Source organism: Bacillus sp. EB106-07-01-XG149 (genome assembly GCF_058791555.1).
The window spans coordinates 516,182-533,431 of the sequence record NZ_JBYTDP010000003.1 but is presented as its reverse complement, the minus strand read 5'-3'; the positions used below and the strand labels follow the sequence as shown (position 1 = coordinate 533,431).

Sequence of the window (17,250 nt, the reverse complement as noted above, 5' to 3'; positions counted from 1 at the left end):
AATAAAAAACAAAACCTTAGCTTTGTTATATTAGCTAAGGTTTTGTTTTTTCACAAAGTAATTGTGTATTTGTTCAATTGCTTGAGAAGCCATTAATTCTTTACCATACTCCATTAGACGATAAATAGTTGCTGTAGACGGATTACCATATTCCGCTAAAATAGCTATAAAATCTGCCTTCAGTAATTGAACTTGCTCCTCTTCTTCCATCCAAAGATAGAAACGCCCATCCCACGTATATAGTTTTCCGCCAGTTACATCAAGGTTATATAAACGATTCGACAGGTTAATTACGTCATCTAGTGTAGCAAACTCATAAAGTATATGCTCGCTTTCATCTAGAGTCACTTGCATTTCAATAAACTCGTCACGGAACTCATCATCTGTATCCACATCTTGATGTTCTTTCGTTACAATTACGACCATTCCTTGCGCTTGTAGAGAAAATACTTCAACTGCAATCGGGCCATCCGCTTCAAACCCTAGTTCCTTATTTGCTTCTTGCATCATATCACGAAATAATTGCTGTACTTTCGGTGCATTTCTCCACAAATCTTCTTTCGTTAACCCTCGTTCAGATAAATCATCAAATGTTAAGAAAATTTTTATCTTATTGTAATTTAATCGTTCCAGCCTCATCTCATACCCTCCCTACGTAACCAATGAATATAATTTTTATTATATGAAATAGAAAATAGATGGTTCTTTTCGAACAACTATTCTAACATTTTTAACCAATCATCCCATTCTTCTTTCGTATCACCAATTAGGCATGTTTGAATGTTCAACTGATCTCGAGCACCTATTTCTCCTATAAATCCAACAGAAAGTTTCTCACTTTTTTCTTGCAACAAACTCATGTCTTTCATCGCATTCTTAAGTTCTCGTTCCTCATCAAAAGAGACTACTACATATGTAGGTTGTATTTGCTCAACAGCTAACAAAATACCATCTTCCGCTAAGCTTGACCTAATATATATCACCTCATATCCTTTTAAGCGTAAATACGTTGAGAAAACAAACCCTTTCAACATATTATTTTCTAACACGACAACTTTGTGTATAGAAGAAAATGATGATGCATTATGATACACCATTCCTAGACGAGTTTGTAAAAATGATACGACATATTGGAATTGCACCATTGTAACTTCATTATTATTTTTTAACGTTAACAATTTATTTGACACTTGAAGAACAATACTTGCTATGACTTTTTCTGTTGCATAAATACTGAAAGCCTCGTTTAACAATGCAGAAGTTGTAATTTCATCAAATTTTAACAAAGCTTGCAGTAAATCGTCCACTAAAACAACTTCTCTATCGTAATGTATTTCTTTTTGAACATTACTCTGCAAACGATTCCCTTCTAATAATTGAACTGCTTGTCCAATCATCATGCCGGCAGAAACCTTGTCCATTAACCATTTCAAAATTTGAATATGCTCTTCTGTATATAATCGATGCCCCGCATGATTCCGCTTTGGGGCAATAATTTGATATCGTCTTTCCCATGCACGAAGCGTACTCGGCTGAATTCCAATTATATTCGAAACAGCTTTTATGTTATATTTTCCGTTTAGAGTTGGCATCATTTCCCTCCGCACAACGTAATAATATGTGTTTGAGCAGGTGCTCGGAAGCGAAGTGGAATCAACGTTGTTCCATATCCATTACTAACAAAAAGAGTCATATTTGAATGCTTATATACGCCACCTTTTACATATTTTTTAGATGGGAATAACCGAATCTGTCCTCCATGTGTATGTCCACTTAACACAAGTGAAATTTGTTCTTTTCCAGACATTTTATTTATTATATCAGGGTTATGGCTAATTAATATGCGAAAACCATCTTCTTTGCAATCAGCCAACGCTAAATCTAAACGATCACGCTTCAAACCAACATCATCTACACCGAGTAAACAAATTTTTTCTCCTAGTTCAGACTCAAATACAACTCTTGTATTATCTAAAACTTTCACATTATTTTCTAATAAAAAAGCATCTAATTCATGATATTCAATCTCATAATCATTATTTCCCCACACAAAATATACAGGAGCTATCGCTCTTAACTTTTGTATATTTGCAGAAATTTTCGATAAAGGGACGCCTCTTTCCGCTAAATCACCGCCAATAATTACAAGGTCTACTTTTCCTTTTACTTGTTCAATTAATGAACTTGAAATGACCCTTCTATGAATATCAGAAATAAAAAACACCTTTACTTTTTGAAAACTTTTCGGAAATTCTTCAAAAAGTAAAGTATGTTCTAACACAGTATTACGCATCGCTTCTGTATACATTACAAGAAGAAATATAATACCAATACATATAAGAGCACTTAATAAGATAATCCATATCATATATTTTTTACTCCCTTCCTCATAAAGATAATCCTCCGTTTTTATAGTAGGTATGTTACTAGCTATCCTGCTTTGCGGACTTATCTTTTATCGGAATTTTTATTTCTTGACCTACATTCACTTCATCTTCTTGTAAATCATTATACTTTTTAATCACTTCAATCCCAGTTTCATCTGAAAAATATTGCTTCGCTATACTTTCTAAAGTTTCTCCTTCTTTTACCGTATGCGTTACTACTTTCTCAGATGTTGCCTCAGACTCAGATTTAGCTGAATCAAAGAAAATGACCTCAAACGCACTTTTCCCAGCGTTATTACCATCACTTTTCACCTGAATATATTTATCTGTATACCATAAGATACTAATTGGTAGTAATATGAATAGAAATGTTAAAACTCGGACGAAAATATGATTCATTTTAAACTTTTCTTTTTTCTCTTTATTTCTATGAATTTCACTACGCGGCGGCAAACTTTCTTTTTCTTCCACTCGCTCAACTTCTAATTCCTCTTCGAAATCAGGAATTCGTTTTCTCATGTTGTTCACCACCACCTTCCATTTATTTTTTTAATTGGAGTCCCATTATAAAATCAACAAGAAAGTGTGCAAAGATTGTTATAAACAAATTTCCTGTCCATTCAAATACATAACCAAAGACAAAACTAATGAAACAGACGAAACAAAACAAAAATGGCTTTGTTATATACCGAATATGTAACACTGCAAATACTAAACTCGCTATTACAATTCCAAAGTGCGTCTGCACTACACCTCTAAATAAAAATTCTTCTGCAAAGCCGATAATGAACGTAATAACGAGTAGGTGCATAACTGACATTCCTTGAAACATCTTATCGTTAATACCACCATCATCAAACCAAGACTCTGGAAATACTCGCATTGCAACATAATCTAATAACACAATACCAATCGCCAACAAGCCACCTATTATAAGTATAGACACCGGTTCCCACTTCCACAGACTATACACCGATTTTATATCTCGGAATAATATATATGCTAGTAAACAACCGATACCGATAATAATGAACTGTGTGATATACAGATTCAGCCTTATTTCTTTCGGACTCATATCTTCAATATTATGCCTTTGAATGTTCATCATTCCCCCATCTTTTCTAGACCGAAAAGCTTTTGTAACTCTGTTTCCCAATTATAGTCGAAATCCGATTGTTGCGCTTGTCTTTTTTTATAATCTGTTTTTGTAATACCACAATAGTCACAGCAATTTTTCAACTCGTTCTCTTTTCTATAACCGAACTGTTGTAACAAATATTCACGCCTACATTCTTTCCCTTGTATCCACGATTTCATGTTTTCTAGCTCACTATATTTATTACGTAGCCTTATTTCTACTTCAGCTATTAATCTGTTCATAATTTCATCTGACAAGCTCTCTAATTTTAATTTTCGCTGTTGTATGATTCCAAGCTGTTCAAGATGATAGCGGATGAAACGCCAATATTGTTCATTAAATCTTGCTGCATTATAACAAATTTCTTCTACCTCTTCTATTGGTAATTCTTTCGTTTGAAACATTCTTTCTTGTAGTAAAGAGAATAAAAATTGTATTTGCGACTGACTTGGCAATTCATCTTCAATTATTGAAATTGGCAAATCGTGATCTAACGGACTACATAGTAAGATAGCTATACTCGGTTCACCATCTCTTCCAGCTCTTCCGATTTCTTGTAAATAGGAAGCTATATTAGTCGGATAATGAAAATGAATAATATAGCTCGTATTCGACTTATTTACTCCCATACCAAAAGCACTTGTACATATTACAAGCTGCAATTGGTCATTCATAAACTGCTGTTGAATTAACATACGCTCTTCATGTTCCATACCACCATGATAAAAAGCGACACCAGTCACGCCTTTTCCTCTTAAATACTCCGTTAAACGTTCTGTCCACGCTCTGCTTGAACAATATACAATCCCTGGCCCTTGTAAATACATCACCTGGTCCAAAAGCGCTTCTTTCTTCTCTTCTATCGTCTCCACAAATTGTACTTCCATCGCAATATTTGGACGATCAATAGAGTATACATGCTGCGTCACTTTCTTCAAATCTAAACTCTCTGCTATATCTCGGAGTACATCTTTTGTCGCTGTTGCCGTTAATGCTAGCACCGTAGGAGACCCGATATTTTCAATGACTACATTTAGTTTTTTATAGTCTGGCCTAAAATCATAACCCCATTGTGAAATACAATGAGCCTCATCTACAACAAATAATGAAATATGAACTTTCTTCAATTCTCTTATTAACACTTCCGACTGCAACATCTCTGGTGAAACAAAAATAAATTTATATGAAGCTAATTTTTTCATCGCTTCTCTTTTTTCATGTAATGTCCGAAAACTATTAAATGCTATTACTCGGTTTTTCACAACATACTTTAATTGTGTAACTTGATCTTCCATCAAAGATAATAATGGTGATACAACAAGCACGGTCCCTTCTTGCATTAGCCCTGTAAGTTGATAGCACATAGACTTCCCTCTTCCAGTCGGGAGCATTGCTATAACATCTTTTCCTTCTAATAAATCTGTAATTACCCCTTTTTGCCCTGTACGAAATTCAGAATATCCAAACCATCTATATAAATATTCCTCAAGCTTCATTTATACCCTCCATCCGCGCCAAAACAAGACGAACTTCAAAATAAGAGATACCCTCTCCAACCGCTTGTTTCAACTCACGCAACTTACGTGTTTGTAATGCCTCAATTACTTTTGTTACTTTATCTATTTTGTCTTTTTCCATAAACATCTCGATTGAAAACTCTTTTTCCCGCAAAGCAATTTCAACAAAATGATCTTCTATCGTTGCAACCTTTAAATTTCTAATTGTCGCTATTTCATCTAAAGAGCGTCCTTGTCTCCAAAAATTATATGTTTTTTTCGTTGATAAACTAAATAATTCAGCTCTCTCATTTGGATAAGAGATAATCTCAGCTAATAGCGGAAATTCATTTTCTTTATCGTGAACTTCTTGTATAAAGAAGTGAATTGTACCCCAAAATAAAAAATACACCCGGAATATATCTTGTTTCGTAATTTCCGCTAATTGCTGCAATGTACAACCGATACGTTCATATCCTGTTAATCTATATGTTACAATCGTTGCTTCTACCACATCACCTTTTCCTAAAAGATTATGTATTTCTTTCCATAATATTTTAGCCAATTCACTTCGCCTATATGGTATACCTGTTAAAAAACGTTTTACCCACATCATTATTTCTGTATCTTGTTGAATGGGAATAAACTTCGTATTATTCTGTTGTAAATTAGATATAGTTTGAATAATTAATGATAATCGTTTCCAAAATGTTTCACCTAATTCACCATAGTGTAAACCATGTAAATGCGTGGGAAAAGCATACACTTCCTCCCATGTATGTAACTGCATTTTACCTTTAGATGTTAACAAATATGTATTTTCATGTATTTCTCGAATCAAATCTGCTTGCAACAACTTTGCAACTTCACGATCATAATCTGTTCTATTTAACGATTTATATATTCCAAACAAAAATGAAATTCGGAACATATTTCCATCTTGTAACGTTTGCGAAGATCGTTTTCCTTTTAATAAATAATAAATAGAAGAAACGGTCCTTTCACCATTCAATTGTTTTAAACAATACAATAAAGTATATTGTAGTTGCATTACCGCTTCCACCTTTCAATCTAGCTTAATTACTTTTTAGTATGATTGCACCATTCTATGTTACTCATTAAACTTATCATATCGGCACTATGTACTTGTATATAGTATATTGTACCAAACGAAATAACATTTACGTATTTTGAAAATCTTATGACATAATGCAAAAATTAGTTGACACTCTAATTGATAAGGATTATCATTATAATTTTATGTTGAAAAGTTTTAAAAACCGTTTTACAATAAGGTTATAATTTTTATGGCGAGCTTTTCACATACATATTATCAGGAGGGAAAAAAGATGGCAAAATATACAATCGTTGATAAAGATACTTGTATCGCATGTGGTGCTTGCGGCGCTGCTGCACCAGACATTTATGATTATGATGATGAAGGTATTGCATTTGTAACGTTAGACGATAACCAAGGTATCGTTGAAATTCCAGATGTATTAATTGAAGATATGATGGATGCATTCGAAGGTTGTCCAACTGACTCAATTAAAGTTGCTGATGAATCATTTGATGGCGACTCTTTAAAATTCGAATAGTCTTTTATTAACTTCAAAAAATATCCCTCATTAATATGAGGGATATTTTTTGTTTTCTATTTTCATTCTACTTAATAAAAAACCACTAGTAGTTCCATACTACTAATGGTTTTATTTTATATTTTATGCATTTTTCATTTTTGCAAACACCCATACTTTCAGGCGTGAGAATAACGCTACAAATACAATTGTCACAACAATTCCTTTAATCAAATTAAATGGTAAGATTGCCGTTACAACCGTTGTTCTTATAGCCTCGCTAGACATAGCTGGTGAATTTAAAAACCAAGTGTAAGCTGGGAATATAATGATGTAATTTAATACACTCATAATGAGCGCCATTGTAATTGTCCCTAGCATTAATCCTGTCGTTAAACTCTTAACAGTACGATACTTTCTAAATAAGAAAGCTGCCGGTCCAATAAATAAACATCCTGCAATAAAGTTAGCAATTTCTCCAACTGGCACTCCCGTTAAACTCCCTTGAATTCCGTAATGTAAAATATTCTTTATCGCCTCTACAATTATCCCTGCAACTGGCCCGAAAATAATTGCTGCAATTAGAGCTGGTACATCACTAAAATCAATTTTTAAAAATGGCGGAAGCCCTGGAAACGGGAAATCCAACATCATCAGTAAATATGCAATACTACTTAGCATCGCTACACTCACCATCTGCACTACACTGTTTTTTTGTTTCATCTTTCTCTCTCCTTTTCCATCGATCTTCTCATGGAAAGTGGAAAGGTTCTGCTATGCCTACTTTTTCATAGAACGAAAAAACCCTTTGTGTTTTACACAAAGGGAGAATTTAAGGCACATCAAACAGACGTTCAAATCCATATCTTTTTTGAACGCTTGAACCTCCATCTTCTCCCATCCAGACTATACTGTCGGCTTTGGAATCACACCAAATCCTGCCTTAACGGCTCGCGGGCTTAGAACAAAATCACATATAGTTCATCACCGCCGGTCGGGATTTTCACCCTGCCCCGAAGATAGACCGATATTCTATTTTCCACTTTATTATACAACAACATAATCGTATTGTGAACAAAAAAAGTGTAACTTATTAAAAATAAGTTATTAATTTTATATAATTAAAACCAATCACTATATTTTACAATACACCCCAGATTTTTTAGTATTCGGCATTTCCCCTACGAATCCCCTAGTCATATATAATGAAAAGTGATAAGATGTTGAATTGTTAAGATAAGAACATTTTCTGGATTATGGAGGAAATGTCATGAAAAAAGAAAAGAGACACTCTATTCGAGAAGCAATGAAAAAAAACTTAAGAAAAGAATACTTTTACTTAAAAAAAGAATTACTTTTCTACTGTCCAATTGATTTAGGCACATTCTCAAGCGAGACATACTATGCTGCTTTCGATGAAGATGGCATCAGTATTTATCAGTATGATAAAAAAACAGAGAGTAAATTAAAACTGTGTGAGCGTCACCCATGGAAGAGTTGGAATAAAGTGAAGGTGGATCATTATTTGACAACTTCTCAATTTATTTTTCAAGGTGAGCGAAACTGGATATTATCCCTTTTCCAAAAAGGAAAAGAAGCTCAAAAAATAATTGAAGAGCACACATCTTTACAAACTGAAGTTGTTTCCCGCTCTTTCTTAAAAAAACTTCCAGGGTTCCGTTCTAATGCACCGTTGAATAAATACATCGGCAGCATTTGCTACACTGCACTTATTGCATTTTTATTAAAATGGATGATTCCATTTCAAGCACCACAAATCGCCCTGTACTCCATTTCAATCGGTTGTATGCTTCTTGGTTTACTTTGTTTGACAATCGGTTTAATTGAACCGACTATTGTACTATTTCGAACGAACGAAAAAACAAGAACGAAAGTATTTTACTTATATAGCTACTTAGCTATTTCTGGATTTATATGTGTCTTTATTTTTTGGTAAAAAAAAAGAGCTAGTTTAACTAGCTCTTTTTTTACTTTACGTATAATTGTTGATTTGGATAAATCCAATCTTGCTGCAGTCCATTTTTATCTTTAACTTCCTTAACTGACATACTAAATTTCCGTGCAATACTAACTAAAGTGTCCCCTTTTTGGACGACATATAAGGATGAGGAAACAACTTCATTTCTCTGTTCATTTAGAACAAGCAATGGATTCATCGCATTCTTTTTCGCCATCGTCCATCTTCCTTGATGAACTTCTAAATGTAAGTGTGCACCTCTCGATTCTCCTGTATTTCCTACTTCTCCAATTATTTCTCCTTTTGAAATATAATCCCCTTGAACTACATATCTCTTATTTAAATGCGCATACACGGCCTCATATTCTCCATGTTTAATAAATACAACGTTTCCATAACTACTTGAATAATAAGCCTTTGTTACCTTACCTTCTTGAATAGCTGCCACAGGCGTGCCAATCGGTGCCGCTATATCTATACCGTAGTGTTTTCCATGCCTTGTCCCAAAATAATCACTTATCTGCCCTTCAACAGGCCATGTCCATTGATTTCCCTCTGCGTACACATGTAATTGAGATAAAAACAATACCGTCAATAACATGACGCCACATTTTAACACTTTCATATACATCCTCCGTTTTCTAATTAACACCATACCTTCTCTTATTTTGGTATATTACAGAAAAAAGTATACAAAAAAAGAAAGTGAATCACTCCACTTCCTTCTCGTTTTTATCACGAAAAACGATTGCACTGCGATTATACTCCACATCTTTTACTTGTAATCGAGCGTTTATTACTCTAGCCACTGCAAACAAATAATCAGATAATCTATTTACATACTTTAGAACAACTTCATTTATTTCCCCTTCTTTTTGCAAGGACACTACACATCGTTCTGCTCGCCTTACAACTGTACGTGCAATATGAATAGCAGCTGCCGCTTCGCTTCCACCTGGTAAAATAAAACGCTCTAACGGCGGTGCTTCTTCTATATACGAATCAATCCTTCTTTCTAAGCTTTCAACCATTTCAACCGTTACTTTATAAGGAATTTTCCCCTCTACTATCGCCAAGTCTCCCCCGCAATCAAATAGTTCATGTTGAATATTTTCAAGTTCATTGTAAATATCTCCAAAAGATCCGCCTTGTAGCTTAGTCATTGCATATCCAATATGAGAATTCGCCTCATCTATCGTGCCATATGCTTCAACTCGGATATTATCTTTATCCACTCTGCCGCCTATTACACTTGTTGTCCCTTTATCTCCTGTTTTCGTGTATAATTTCATCGCTTCACGACACCCCTCTTGCTATTCTTCATTCGACTAAGATAGAAAAAAAGTTCTACTGTTATTTATTTAATTGATTTTACAAAAAAATAAAAAACAGTAGAACTTTATTCATTATCAACTTTAAAAACGTATATCTAAATTATACGATTCGGTAAATATACAGAGAATGTAGTTCCCTCTCCAACAACACTTGAAACAGCAATTTTACCATCATGGCCTTGCACAATATTTTTTGCAATCGCAAGCCCGAGCCCTGTTCCACCTTTTTTTCCACGTGTTCTTGCTTTATCAGCTTTGTAGAAACGATCAAATAAAAATGGAATATCTTCTTCTGGAATACCAGCGCCCGAATCTTGTACTTCAAAAGTAAGACCATTATTTTTCGTATCAATTACAAGCGTTACATGTCCGCCTGCATTCGTATGACGAATTGCGTTATCAATTAAATTCGTCAATACTTGTTCCATGCGATCTGCATCAAACGGGTATTGTTCAATTGGATTCTGGAAATCAACCGTTAATGCGACTTCTTTATCCTTTGCAATCCCTTGGAATTTACGACCTATTTTTTCAACGAAAGGATGAATATCAACTTCACCTATATGTAACTCTACATTACCACTTTCCATACGCGCTAAATCTAACAGTTCATTTACAAGTTTACCTAAACGAACAGATTCATCATAAATGATTTGAACAAACTCATTAATTTCTTCTTTCGTTTGCACAATATCATCTAAAATCGCTTCACTATAACCTTGAAGCATTACCATCGGTGTACGAAGTTCATGTGATACGTTCGCGATAAAGTCTTGACGCATCTTTTCAAGACGGCGTTCTTCCGTCATATCACGTAATACAGCTACAGCACCACGAATTTTCGTTTGGTTGTAAAGCGGCGTCATAAGAACTACATAGTTCCCTTTTTGTAAATTAATTTCAACCACTTGTTGTTGTTCACTTTCTACAACGAGATGGAATAGTTCAACAAGTTCAGAAGGTAGTTTTTTACTTAGCTCTACTTCTTTTTCCTCTTGCCAAACTTGTAAGAAATGTTCAGCCGGCGGATTAATTACAACGACTTCACCTTCTTGATTTAACGTAATAACCCCATCTGCCATACTACTTAAAATACTTGCTAACTGTTCTTTTTCTTGTTGCAGGGCATTCATATTAAACTTCAACTGTTTCCCCATTTGATTTAAGGCCGTTGCAAGCTCACCAATCTCGTCCTGAGATACCATAGGAGCTTTCGCATCAAACTTCCCACGCGCCACCTCAAAAGCAACCTCACGCATTTTACGGAGTGGTGCTGTAATTCGAGTAGATAAGAAGAATGCAAAGAACGTTGTTAATATAATCGCAATCCCTGCTGATAAGAATATAAAATCAGTCGTTCTCTCCATACCTTGTATCGGTACTTGTAAAGATTCGTATACGAACACTGCACTTTGATTTTTTGAATGCACTGGTTTTCCGACAATCATAATATCATTTTCAGTGTTTTTATTCTTTCTACTATTAGAGGCTTTTCTAATGTTATTCTTAATTTCTTTTTTGTCTGTAAAAACAGCCGCTAATTCTTTATCTTCTTTCAAATCATCCATTGTAAGAGTGACTAACCCTTCTTGTTTCGGCGAAGAAGATATTTCTTTACCATCTTCTACAATAATGATCCTTGAAAGTGGATCAGAGAATTTGTACGCGATATTCTCAATCGTTTTTACATCGGCACCTTCTTCAATTAACTCTGAAACACTTGTTGCAACTTTTTGAAGCCTAGCTTCACTCATATCAACATAATATGTTCTAAAAAACTGTGAAAGTAAAATCGCAACAAATCCAAGCACAAACGAAACGAGAAGTAATATGGTCATCCATAACTTCCCTACTACACTTCTCCAAAGCATCAGTCGTTCACAACCTCAAACTTGTAACCTACGCCCCAAACGGTAACAATCATCTTCGCAGCATCTGGTGATTTTTTGCTTAACTTCTCACGTAAACGCTTTACATGCGTATCAACTGTACGTAAATCTCCGAAGAATTCATATTGCCATACTTCTTTTAACAATTGCTCACGATCAAATACCTTATCAGGCGCTTTCGCTAAGAATAATAGTAATTCGTACTCTTTCGGTGTTAAGTTTACTTCATTACCATCTGCTGTAACACGGTGTGCATCATTATCAATTGTTAAATGAGGGAACACAGTAACATCTTTTGTCGTTGTATCTTGTGTAAAGAACGTTGTTGGTACAGAACGGCGTAAGACCGCTTTCACACGAAGCACTACTTCACGTGGGCTAAATGGTTTCACAATATAATCATCAGTTCCTACCTCAAACCCTTGTACTCGGTTTACTTCTTCACCCTTCGCTGTCAACATAATAATTGGCGTCGCTTTCTTCTCACGAACCCCTTTACACACTTCAATACCATCTTTACCTGGCATCATAAGATCTAATAGGATTAAATCGTAATCATTTTGTAACGCCATTTCTAAAGCTGTATCACCATTGTCCGCTTCTTCAATTGTGTATTGTTCTCTTTCTAAATACATTTTCAACAAACGACGAATACGATCCTCATCGTCTACAATTAAAATTCTTGATTCATTTTCCATTTCTACCCGTTGCATACTTTTACCACAACGGTTTACACCTACCCTTCTACACTAGTATGTTACGCTATTCTCGTTTATTTAAGCAATCTTCTAAATGTTTCACTTCCCATATTATGCTTCACAAGAATAATAAAGTTTGTTCAATTTTTTTCCAAAACTATGTATTTTTTTTGAACAGTATATAATGTCCTCGACATCATTTTACAAAACCAACCGCTACTTTGTCATGTTTTTCTCAAAAAAGAAGAAAAATTGACAAAAATAAAATAGGAAAGTGACATTCACTCTCCTATTTTATTTCTCTATGCGTATGAATGTAAACCCGCGATAATTAAGTTTACTACAATAAAGTTAAACATAATGATTGCAAAACCAATTACCGCTAACCACGCTGACTTCTCTCCGTGCCACCCTTTTGATAAGCGTAAATGTAATACCGCCGCATAAAAGAGCCAAGTAATAAGCGCCCAAACCTCTTTTGGATCCCAACCCCAAAAACGTGTCCACGCGATTTGAGCCCAAATCATGGCGAAAATTAATGCACCTAATGTGAAAACTGGGAATCCAATTGCAATAGAGCGATATCCGATTTCATCCAGTAAATCACTATTTGTATTCTTTACTAACGGCTGAAGTGCTGCCGATACTCGTTTGCGTAAAACAAGTCTTAATACAATATAAAGTAATGTCCCAACTAACACTGACCAAATAACAGTATTTAATTTTTTCGCATTTACAATCGCTGGAACTTCAACTGTCGGTTCTAATTTATTTTCTGTCAATAACTTTCCTTCGTGCGGTCCTACTAAAGCCGGAAGATTGTACTTCATTTCCAGTTGTTGTTCATTTTTATCAATCCATTGAAACTTCGCTTCATATTTCATACTAGAAAATACCGTTGTCACTCCAATAAAACCAACTGTACAAACAAGTGTGAACACTACCGTTTCTAACCAAAATGTACGTTTACTTCTCGTTGATTGATCTACATTTTTCAATAAATACATAACGCCCGTAATAAAACTAATTGCTAAAATTGCTTGTCCTGCTGCTGCAGTCGTCACGTGAATATGTAACCAATTACTTTTTAAAGATGGAATAAGCGGAGATATTTCCCGCGGAAACATACTCGCGTAGGCAATTAATAAAAGCGCAACTGGTAATGCAAAGAGTCCGATTATACTTACGCGATACATAAAATACATGACAATAAATGCTCCGACAAGCATCATGCCGAAAAACGTACCGAACTCAAAAAAGTTACTAACTGGTGCATGTCCTGATGCAATCCATCTTGTAACAAAATATACTGTTTGTGCAATAAACCCTAAAATTGTAATCGTTATTCCTATATTTGCCCATTTATGACCTTTTTCTTTAATTGCTCCCCCGAAAAATAGAGTGGCAATTAAATATAAAATAAATGCGGTAAAGAGAAAGTTACTACTTATTTGCACCATTTCGTTTCCCCACCTTAACTAATTTTTTTATCGACTACTTTATCGCTTGGTTGCGGAATTGCTGTACCTTCTAGCACTCTTTCAATATCTTTCTTTAAACCGAACCAATTTTTATTCGTATGTCCTGCAATCCACCATTCATCATTAACGCGTTGTATCCAAATACGGCGATGATTCCAATACATTCCTTGAATGACACCAACCATAAATATAAATCCTCCAATACCGAGTATCCAAAGCGTTAAATCTTTCCTTACAGTAAGTGCTGTTGCATTTTGCATTTCCACACCTGCAAACGACATTTTATATTTATTATTTCCATCAGGTTCTATATTTTGCTGAATACCAACAAAACTCACTTCACCATCTGGTGTTTCAGGCGTAAACATTTTAAACACAAATGCAGGGTTGTTTGGTAATTTCGTTTTTGTATTTGGTCTTCCACTCTCATCAAAATAAAAATCAGGGAAATAGCTTAATAGTTCTAAAGAATAGCCACTTCCTAAATCAAATTTTTCTGTAGGATTCGTTAAATCTACTTTAATCGGTCCCCACTTTTGATTATTTTCTTTGTTTTGCAAATGGAATGACATGCTTTTAAATTCACTTTCTTTGTAATCCACTTGATATACAGCAAATTGATCAAATTTCAGCGGTTCATTCACTCGAATTTCCGCTTCTTTTACTTTTTCTAATTTCGGTTTTTGTCCAGCTATATTTTCGCCGACCGCTTTATATAATACAGCATTCGTTTGGAAGTTTTTCGCAATCATTTTATCACCTACACGATCAATCGCTTCATCAAAAACTTCCTTGTCCTTACTTTTATCATAAACTTCCTTTATAAATTTCTCGTTTTTTAAATAGTATTGACCATCCGTTCCTGGTATTTCTTTCGTTTCACCATCACGTAACCAAAGTGCTTCGTCTACGTACATACTCGGTAAAAAACGGAGCATTGCACCGAATAAAAAGATAATGAGACCGATATGATTCACATATGGACCCCAGCGTGAAAACCGTCCCTTTTCAGCTAAAATGTTACCGTCTTCCACTTTCACATTATAGTTTGCTTTCTTTAAATTCTTTTGCACTCTTTCCAAGTCACCATCTTGTGGTGTACCAGTCCCGTATAATCTTTGTCTCTTTAAAAAGCTAGGGTGTCTTTTCACCCCTTGCTTCTTTAAAGCTTTATAAAGTGGTATGACACGGTCTAAGCTACATATCACAAGTGAAATACCAATTGAAGCAATTAAAATCATATACCACCATGAACCGTATAAATTATTAAATCCTAATTGATAGTATAATTGCCCTAAAAATCCGTATTCTTGCTTATAATATTCAGCTGGTGCAATTCCTGGAGTTATGTACATTTCTTGTGGAAAAATAGTTCCTATCGCTGATGCAGCTAAAGTGATTACAATGAGCCATACACCCACTTTTACAGAAGAGAAAAAGCTCCAAATTTTATCGACTATCGTTTTTGTTTGCGTGAGAGATCTCCGAGCACTCCCCTCATAGCGCATATCCAATAGTTTTATATTTTCATTGCTTTCAAATGGTTTCCCACATGCTTCACAAAAAACAGTTCCTATCGGATTAACATGTCCACATTCACACTTAATTTCTTTCAACAGTCTCACCGCCCCTGTATCTATATGTACTATTGTATATTCTAACCTCAAGTTACCGCAATACTCAGAATTTTTAAACCAGAGGCGCTATATGAATGCACCTCGTATGTAAAGGCTTTCTTTATTACGGAGTAATTTTCTTTAAATATCCTTCTAACTGTTCTTTCGTTTGTTCACCTATAATTTGCTCCACTACTTTTCCATCTTTATCAATCAAAAAACTTGTCGGTAATGGTCCTACTCCATATGTCCCTATAATTTTTTGTCCTTTGTCAATGGCAACCGGGAATTTCAAACCATATTGGTTCACAAAGTTCTTAACAGCAATATCTGTTTCATCTGCATCTAACGCGATGATTTCAACGCCTTTTTCTTTATACTTTGGATATAATTCATTCATATACGGCATTTCTTTTTCACACGGTTTACACCAAGTGCCCCAAAAGTTTAAAAATACACCTTTTCCCTTTAAATCTTTTAGTTCAATTTTCTTTCCTTCTAAATCTGTCACAACAAAGTTAGGTGCTTCTTTTCCGATTTGCATTTTCTCCTTATCAGCAAAGAACCCTTGATAAAGTGTAAATCCTACAGCACCGCTTAAAATGAGCAGAATAATAACGCGAAATAATAAGCGATTTTTCTTCATATTGTCTCCCCTCTCTTCGACGAGTGATAAATATATGTATTTTTTAATAAATCACCAGCGGAGCATTCCACTGGTGAAAGTTTCACACTATCGATTAGCGCGGCTTTGTAGAAGCCAATGCACGTAATTGTTTCACCTCATGTGGTGACAATTCTCTCGCATCACCAGGTCGCAAGCTACCCACTTCTAAAAAGGCGTAGCGTTCACGCTTTAGTTTCACTACTTTACAATCTAACGCTTCAAACATGCGGCGTACTTGACGATTACGTCCTTCATGAATCGTTAATTGTACAATCGCAGTCTCTTTACGCTTGTCCCAAGAAATAATTTTCACTTGTGCTGGTGCTGTTTTCCCATCTTCTAATGCAACACCTCGTTCTAACATGCGAATTTTCTCACCTGTTAATGGCCCTTTAATTTTTGCAACATACGTTTTTTCAACTTTATATCTCGGATGCATTAATACATTTGCAAATTCCCCATCATTTGTCATCAATAATACGCCAGACGTATCATAATCTAAGCGTCCGATTGGGAATAAACGTTGTCTAATTTCAGGGAAAAAGTCTGTTACAACACTTCTTCCTTTATCATCTGATACACTTGAAATTACGCCAGTTGGTTTATATAGTAAAAAATAAACAGGTTCTTCTTTTTCAAGAGGGATGTTATTTACTTCTACTTTATCTTGAGGAGTTACTTTCGTTCCTAACTCCTTCACTATTTTTCCATTCACTTTTACTTTTCCTTGCTGAATTAATTCCTCAGCCTTTCTTCTCGATGCAATACCTGCTTGCGCAATCACTTTTTGTAATCGTTCCATTTCTTTTTTTCACCTCGAATTTATCTTACCTTACATTAGAAAGACTTGGCAACCGCATACGCTTGACGGCTATTTGCTTCATCTTACTTAAACAACATAGCGATGATAATAAACATATAAAGGGCAAATCATGTTTTTACCTTTTATTATTGTCCATATTCTTCATATTGCTCACAATAAAAGTTCA

18 protein-coding genes and 1 riboswitch are annotated in these 17,250 nt (G+C 34.9%); of the genes, 2 read left to right on the top strand and 16 right to left on the bottom strand.

Annotated features, from left to right (window positions below; translation table 11 throughout):
* Positions 1 to 30: 30 nt before the first annotated feature.
* The 7 genes from AC3WTA_RS15075 to AC3WTA_RS15045 form a co-directional block, all read right to left on the bottom strand.
* Complete coding sequence (locus tag AC3WTA_RS15075) at positions 31 to 639, bottom strand: genetic competence negative regulator (RefSeq protein WP_001235391.1); 609 nt, start codon at positions 637 to 639, stop codon at positions 31 to 33.
* A gap of 77 nt (positions 640 to 716) precedes the next feature.
* Positions 717 to 1,592: a MerR family transcriptional regulator gene (locus tag AC3WTA_RS15070; protein ID WP_492332922.1), complete on the bottom strand. Its 876-nt coding sequence runs from the start codon at positions 1,590 to 1,592 to the stop codon at positions 717 to 719.
* Positions 1,592 to 2,368, bottom strand: coding sequence for a metallophosphoesterase (locus AC3WTA_RS15065; RefSeq protein WP_492332921.1), 777 nt, complete (start codon positions 2,366 to 2,368; stop codon positions 1,592 to 1,594). The genes AC3WTA_RS15070 and AC3WTA_RS15065 overlap by 1 nt, the downstream gene beginning before the upstream one ends.
* A gap of 58 nt (positions 2,369 to 2,426) precedes the next feature.
* Entirely contained in the window at positions 2,427 to 2,906 is a 480-nt protein-coding gene (locus AC3WTA_RS15060; protein ID WP_001231546.1) for a LysM peptidoglycan-binding domain-containing protein, read from the bottom strand.
* Positions 2,907 to 2,928: 22 nt separating this feature from the next.
* Positions 2,929 to 3,492, bottom strand: a complete 564-nt coding sequence (locus AC3WTA_RS15055) for a CPBP family intramembrane glutamic endopeptidase (RefSeq protein ID WP_492332920.1) — start codon at positions 3,490 to 3,492, stop codon at positions 2,929 to 2,931.
* Positions 3,492 to 5,021, bottom strand: coding sequence for a RecQ family ATP-dependent DNA helicase (locus AC3WTA_RS15050; RefSeq protein ID WP_000763006.1), 1,530 nt, complete (start codon positions 5,019 to 5,021; stop codon positions 3,492 to 3,494). Before AC3WTA_RS15050 ends, AC3WTA_RS15055 begins: the two co-directional genes overlap by 1 nt.
* Complete coding sequence (locus tag AC3WTA_RS15045; protein ID WP_001176984.1) at positions 5,011 to 6,072, bottom strand: YpbB family protein; 1,062 nt, start codon at positions 6,070 to 6,072, stop codon at positions 5,011 to 5,013. Before AC3WTA_RS15045 ends, AC3WTA_RS15050 begins: the two co-directional genes overlap by 11 nt.
* Positions 6,073 to 6,370: 298 nt before the next feature.
* Between AC3WTA_RS15045 and AC3WTA_RS15040 the strand changes: the two genes are divergently transcribed.
* A complete protein-coding gene (locus AC3WTA_RS15040) occupies positions 6,371 to 6,619 on the top strand; it encodes a ferredoxin (RefSeq protein WP_001151994.1) in 249 nt (82 codons plus the stop codon).
* 123 nt (positions 6,620 to 6,742) lie between these two features.
* Here AC3WTA_RS15040 and AC3WTA_RS15035 read toward each other — a convergent pair whose 3' ends face one another.
* Positions 6,743 to 7,321 carry an ECF transporter S component gene (locus tag AC3WTA_RS15035; RefSeq protein WP_000810851.1) on the bottom strand — a complete coding sequence of 193 codons (579 nt, stop codon included), beginning with the start codon at positions 7,319 to 7,321 and terminating at the stop codon, positions 6,743 to 6,745.
* 162 nt (positions 7,322 to 7,483) lie between these two features.
* Positions 7,484 to 7,623, bottom strand: a riboswitch (FMN riboswitch).
* 245 nt (positions 7,624 to 7,868) lie between these two features.
* Here AC3WTA_RS15035 and AC3WTA_RS15030 point away from each other — a divergent pair.
* A complete protein-coding gene (locus AC3WTA_RS15030) occupies positions 7,869 to 8,555 on the top strand; it encodes a hypothetical protein (RefSeq protein ID WP_000711800.1) in 687 nt (228 codons plus the stop codon).
* 31 nt (positions 8,556 to 8,586) lie between these two features.
* Here the strand turns inward: AC3WTA_RS15030 and AC3WTA_RS15025 are convergent, their stop codons facing one another.
* The 8 genes from AC3WTA_RS15025 to rluB all read right to left on the bottom strand — a co-directional run bounded on the left by AC3WTA_RS15025 (position 8,587) and on the right by rluB (position 17,063).
* On the bottom strand, positions 8,587 to 9,201 hold the full coding sequence (locus AC3WTA_RS15025) for a peptidoglycan DD-metalloendopeptidase family protein (protein WP_000866127.1): 615 nt from the start codon (positions 9,199 to 9,201) through the stop codon (positions 8,587 to 8,589).
* A gap of 85 nt (positions 9,202 to 9,286) precedes the next feature.
* Positions 9,287 to 9,868 carry a cob(I)yrinic acid a,c-diamide adenosyltransferase gene (locus AC3WTA_RS15020; protein WP_000781282.1) on the bottom strand — a complete coding sequence of 194 codons (582 nt, stop codon included), beginning with the start codon at positions 9,866 to 9,868 and terminating at the stop codon, positions 9,287 to 9,289.
* 137 nt (positions 9,869 to 10,005) lie between these two features.
* Positions 10,006 to 11,781 carry a sensor histidine kinase ResE gene (gene resE / locus AC3WTA_RS15015; RefSeq protein ID WP_000964664.1) on the bottom strand — a complete coding sequence of 592 codons (1,776 nt, stop codon included), beginning with the start codon at positions 11,779 to 11,781 and terminating at the stop codon, positions 10,006 to 10,008.
* A complete protein-coding gene (gene resD, locus AC3WTA_RS15010) occupies positions 11,781 to 12,497 on the bottom strand; it encodes a DNA-binding response regulator ResD (protein WP_000426862.1) in 717 nt (238 codons plus the stop codon). Before resD ends, resE begins: the two co-directional genes overlap by 1 nt.
* 302 nt (positions 12,498 to 12,799) lie before the next feature.
* A complete protein-coding gene (resC, locus tag AC3WTA_RS15005; protein WP_000250072.1) occupies positions 12,800 to 13,957 on the bottom strand; it encodes a cytochrome c biogenesis protein ResC in 1,158 nt (385 codons plus the stop codon).
* Positions 13,958 to 13,971: 14 nt separating this feature from the next.
* Positions 13,972 to 15,597: a cytochrome c biogenesis protein ResB gene (gene resB, locus AC3WTA_RS15000; protein WP_033657822.1), complete on the bottom strand. Its 1,626-nt coding sequence runs from the start codon at positions 15,595 to 15,597 to the stop codon at positions 13,972 to 13,974.
* A gap of 121 nt (positions 15,598 to 15,718) precedes the next feature.
* On the bottom strand, positions 15,719 to 16,240 hold the full coding sequence (resA, locus tag AC3WTA_RS14995; RefSeq protein WP_000742206.1) for a thiol-disulfide oxidoreductase ResA: 522 nt from the start codon (positions 16,238 to 16,240) through the stop codon (positions 15,719 to 15,721).
* A gap of 94 nt (positions 16,241 to 16,334) precedes the next feature.
* Positions 16,335 to 17,063 (bottom strand): 23S rRNA pseudouridine(2605) synthase RluB, encoded by a 729-nt coding sequence (rluB, locus tag AC3WTA_RS14990; RefSeq protein WP_000440552.1) that lies wholly within the window; start codon positions 17,061 to 17,063, stop codon positions 16,335 to 16,337.
* Positions 17,064 to 17,250 lie beyond the last annotated feature (187 nt).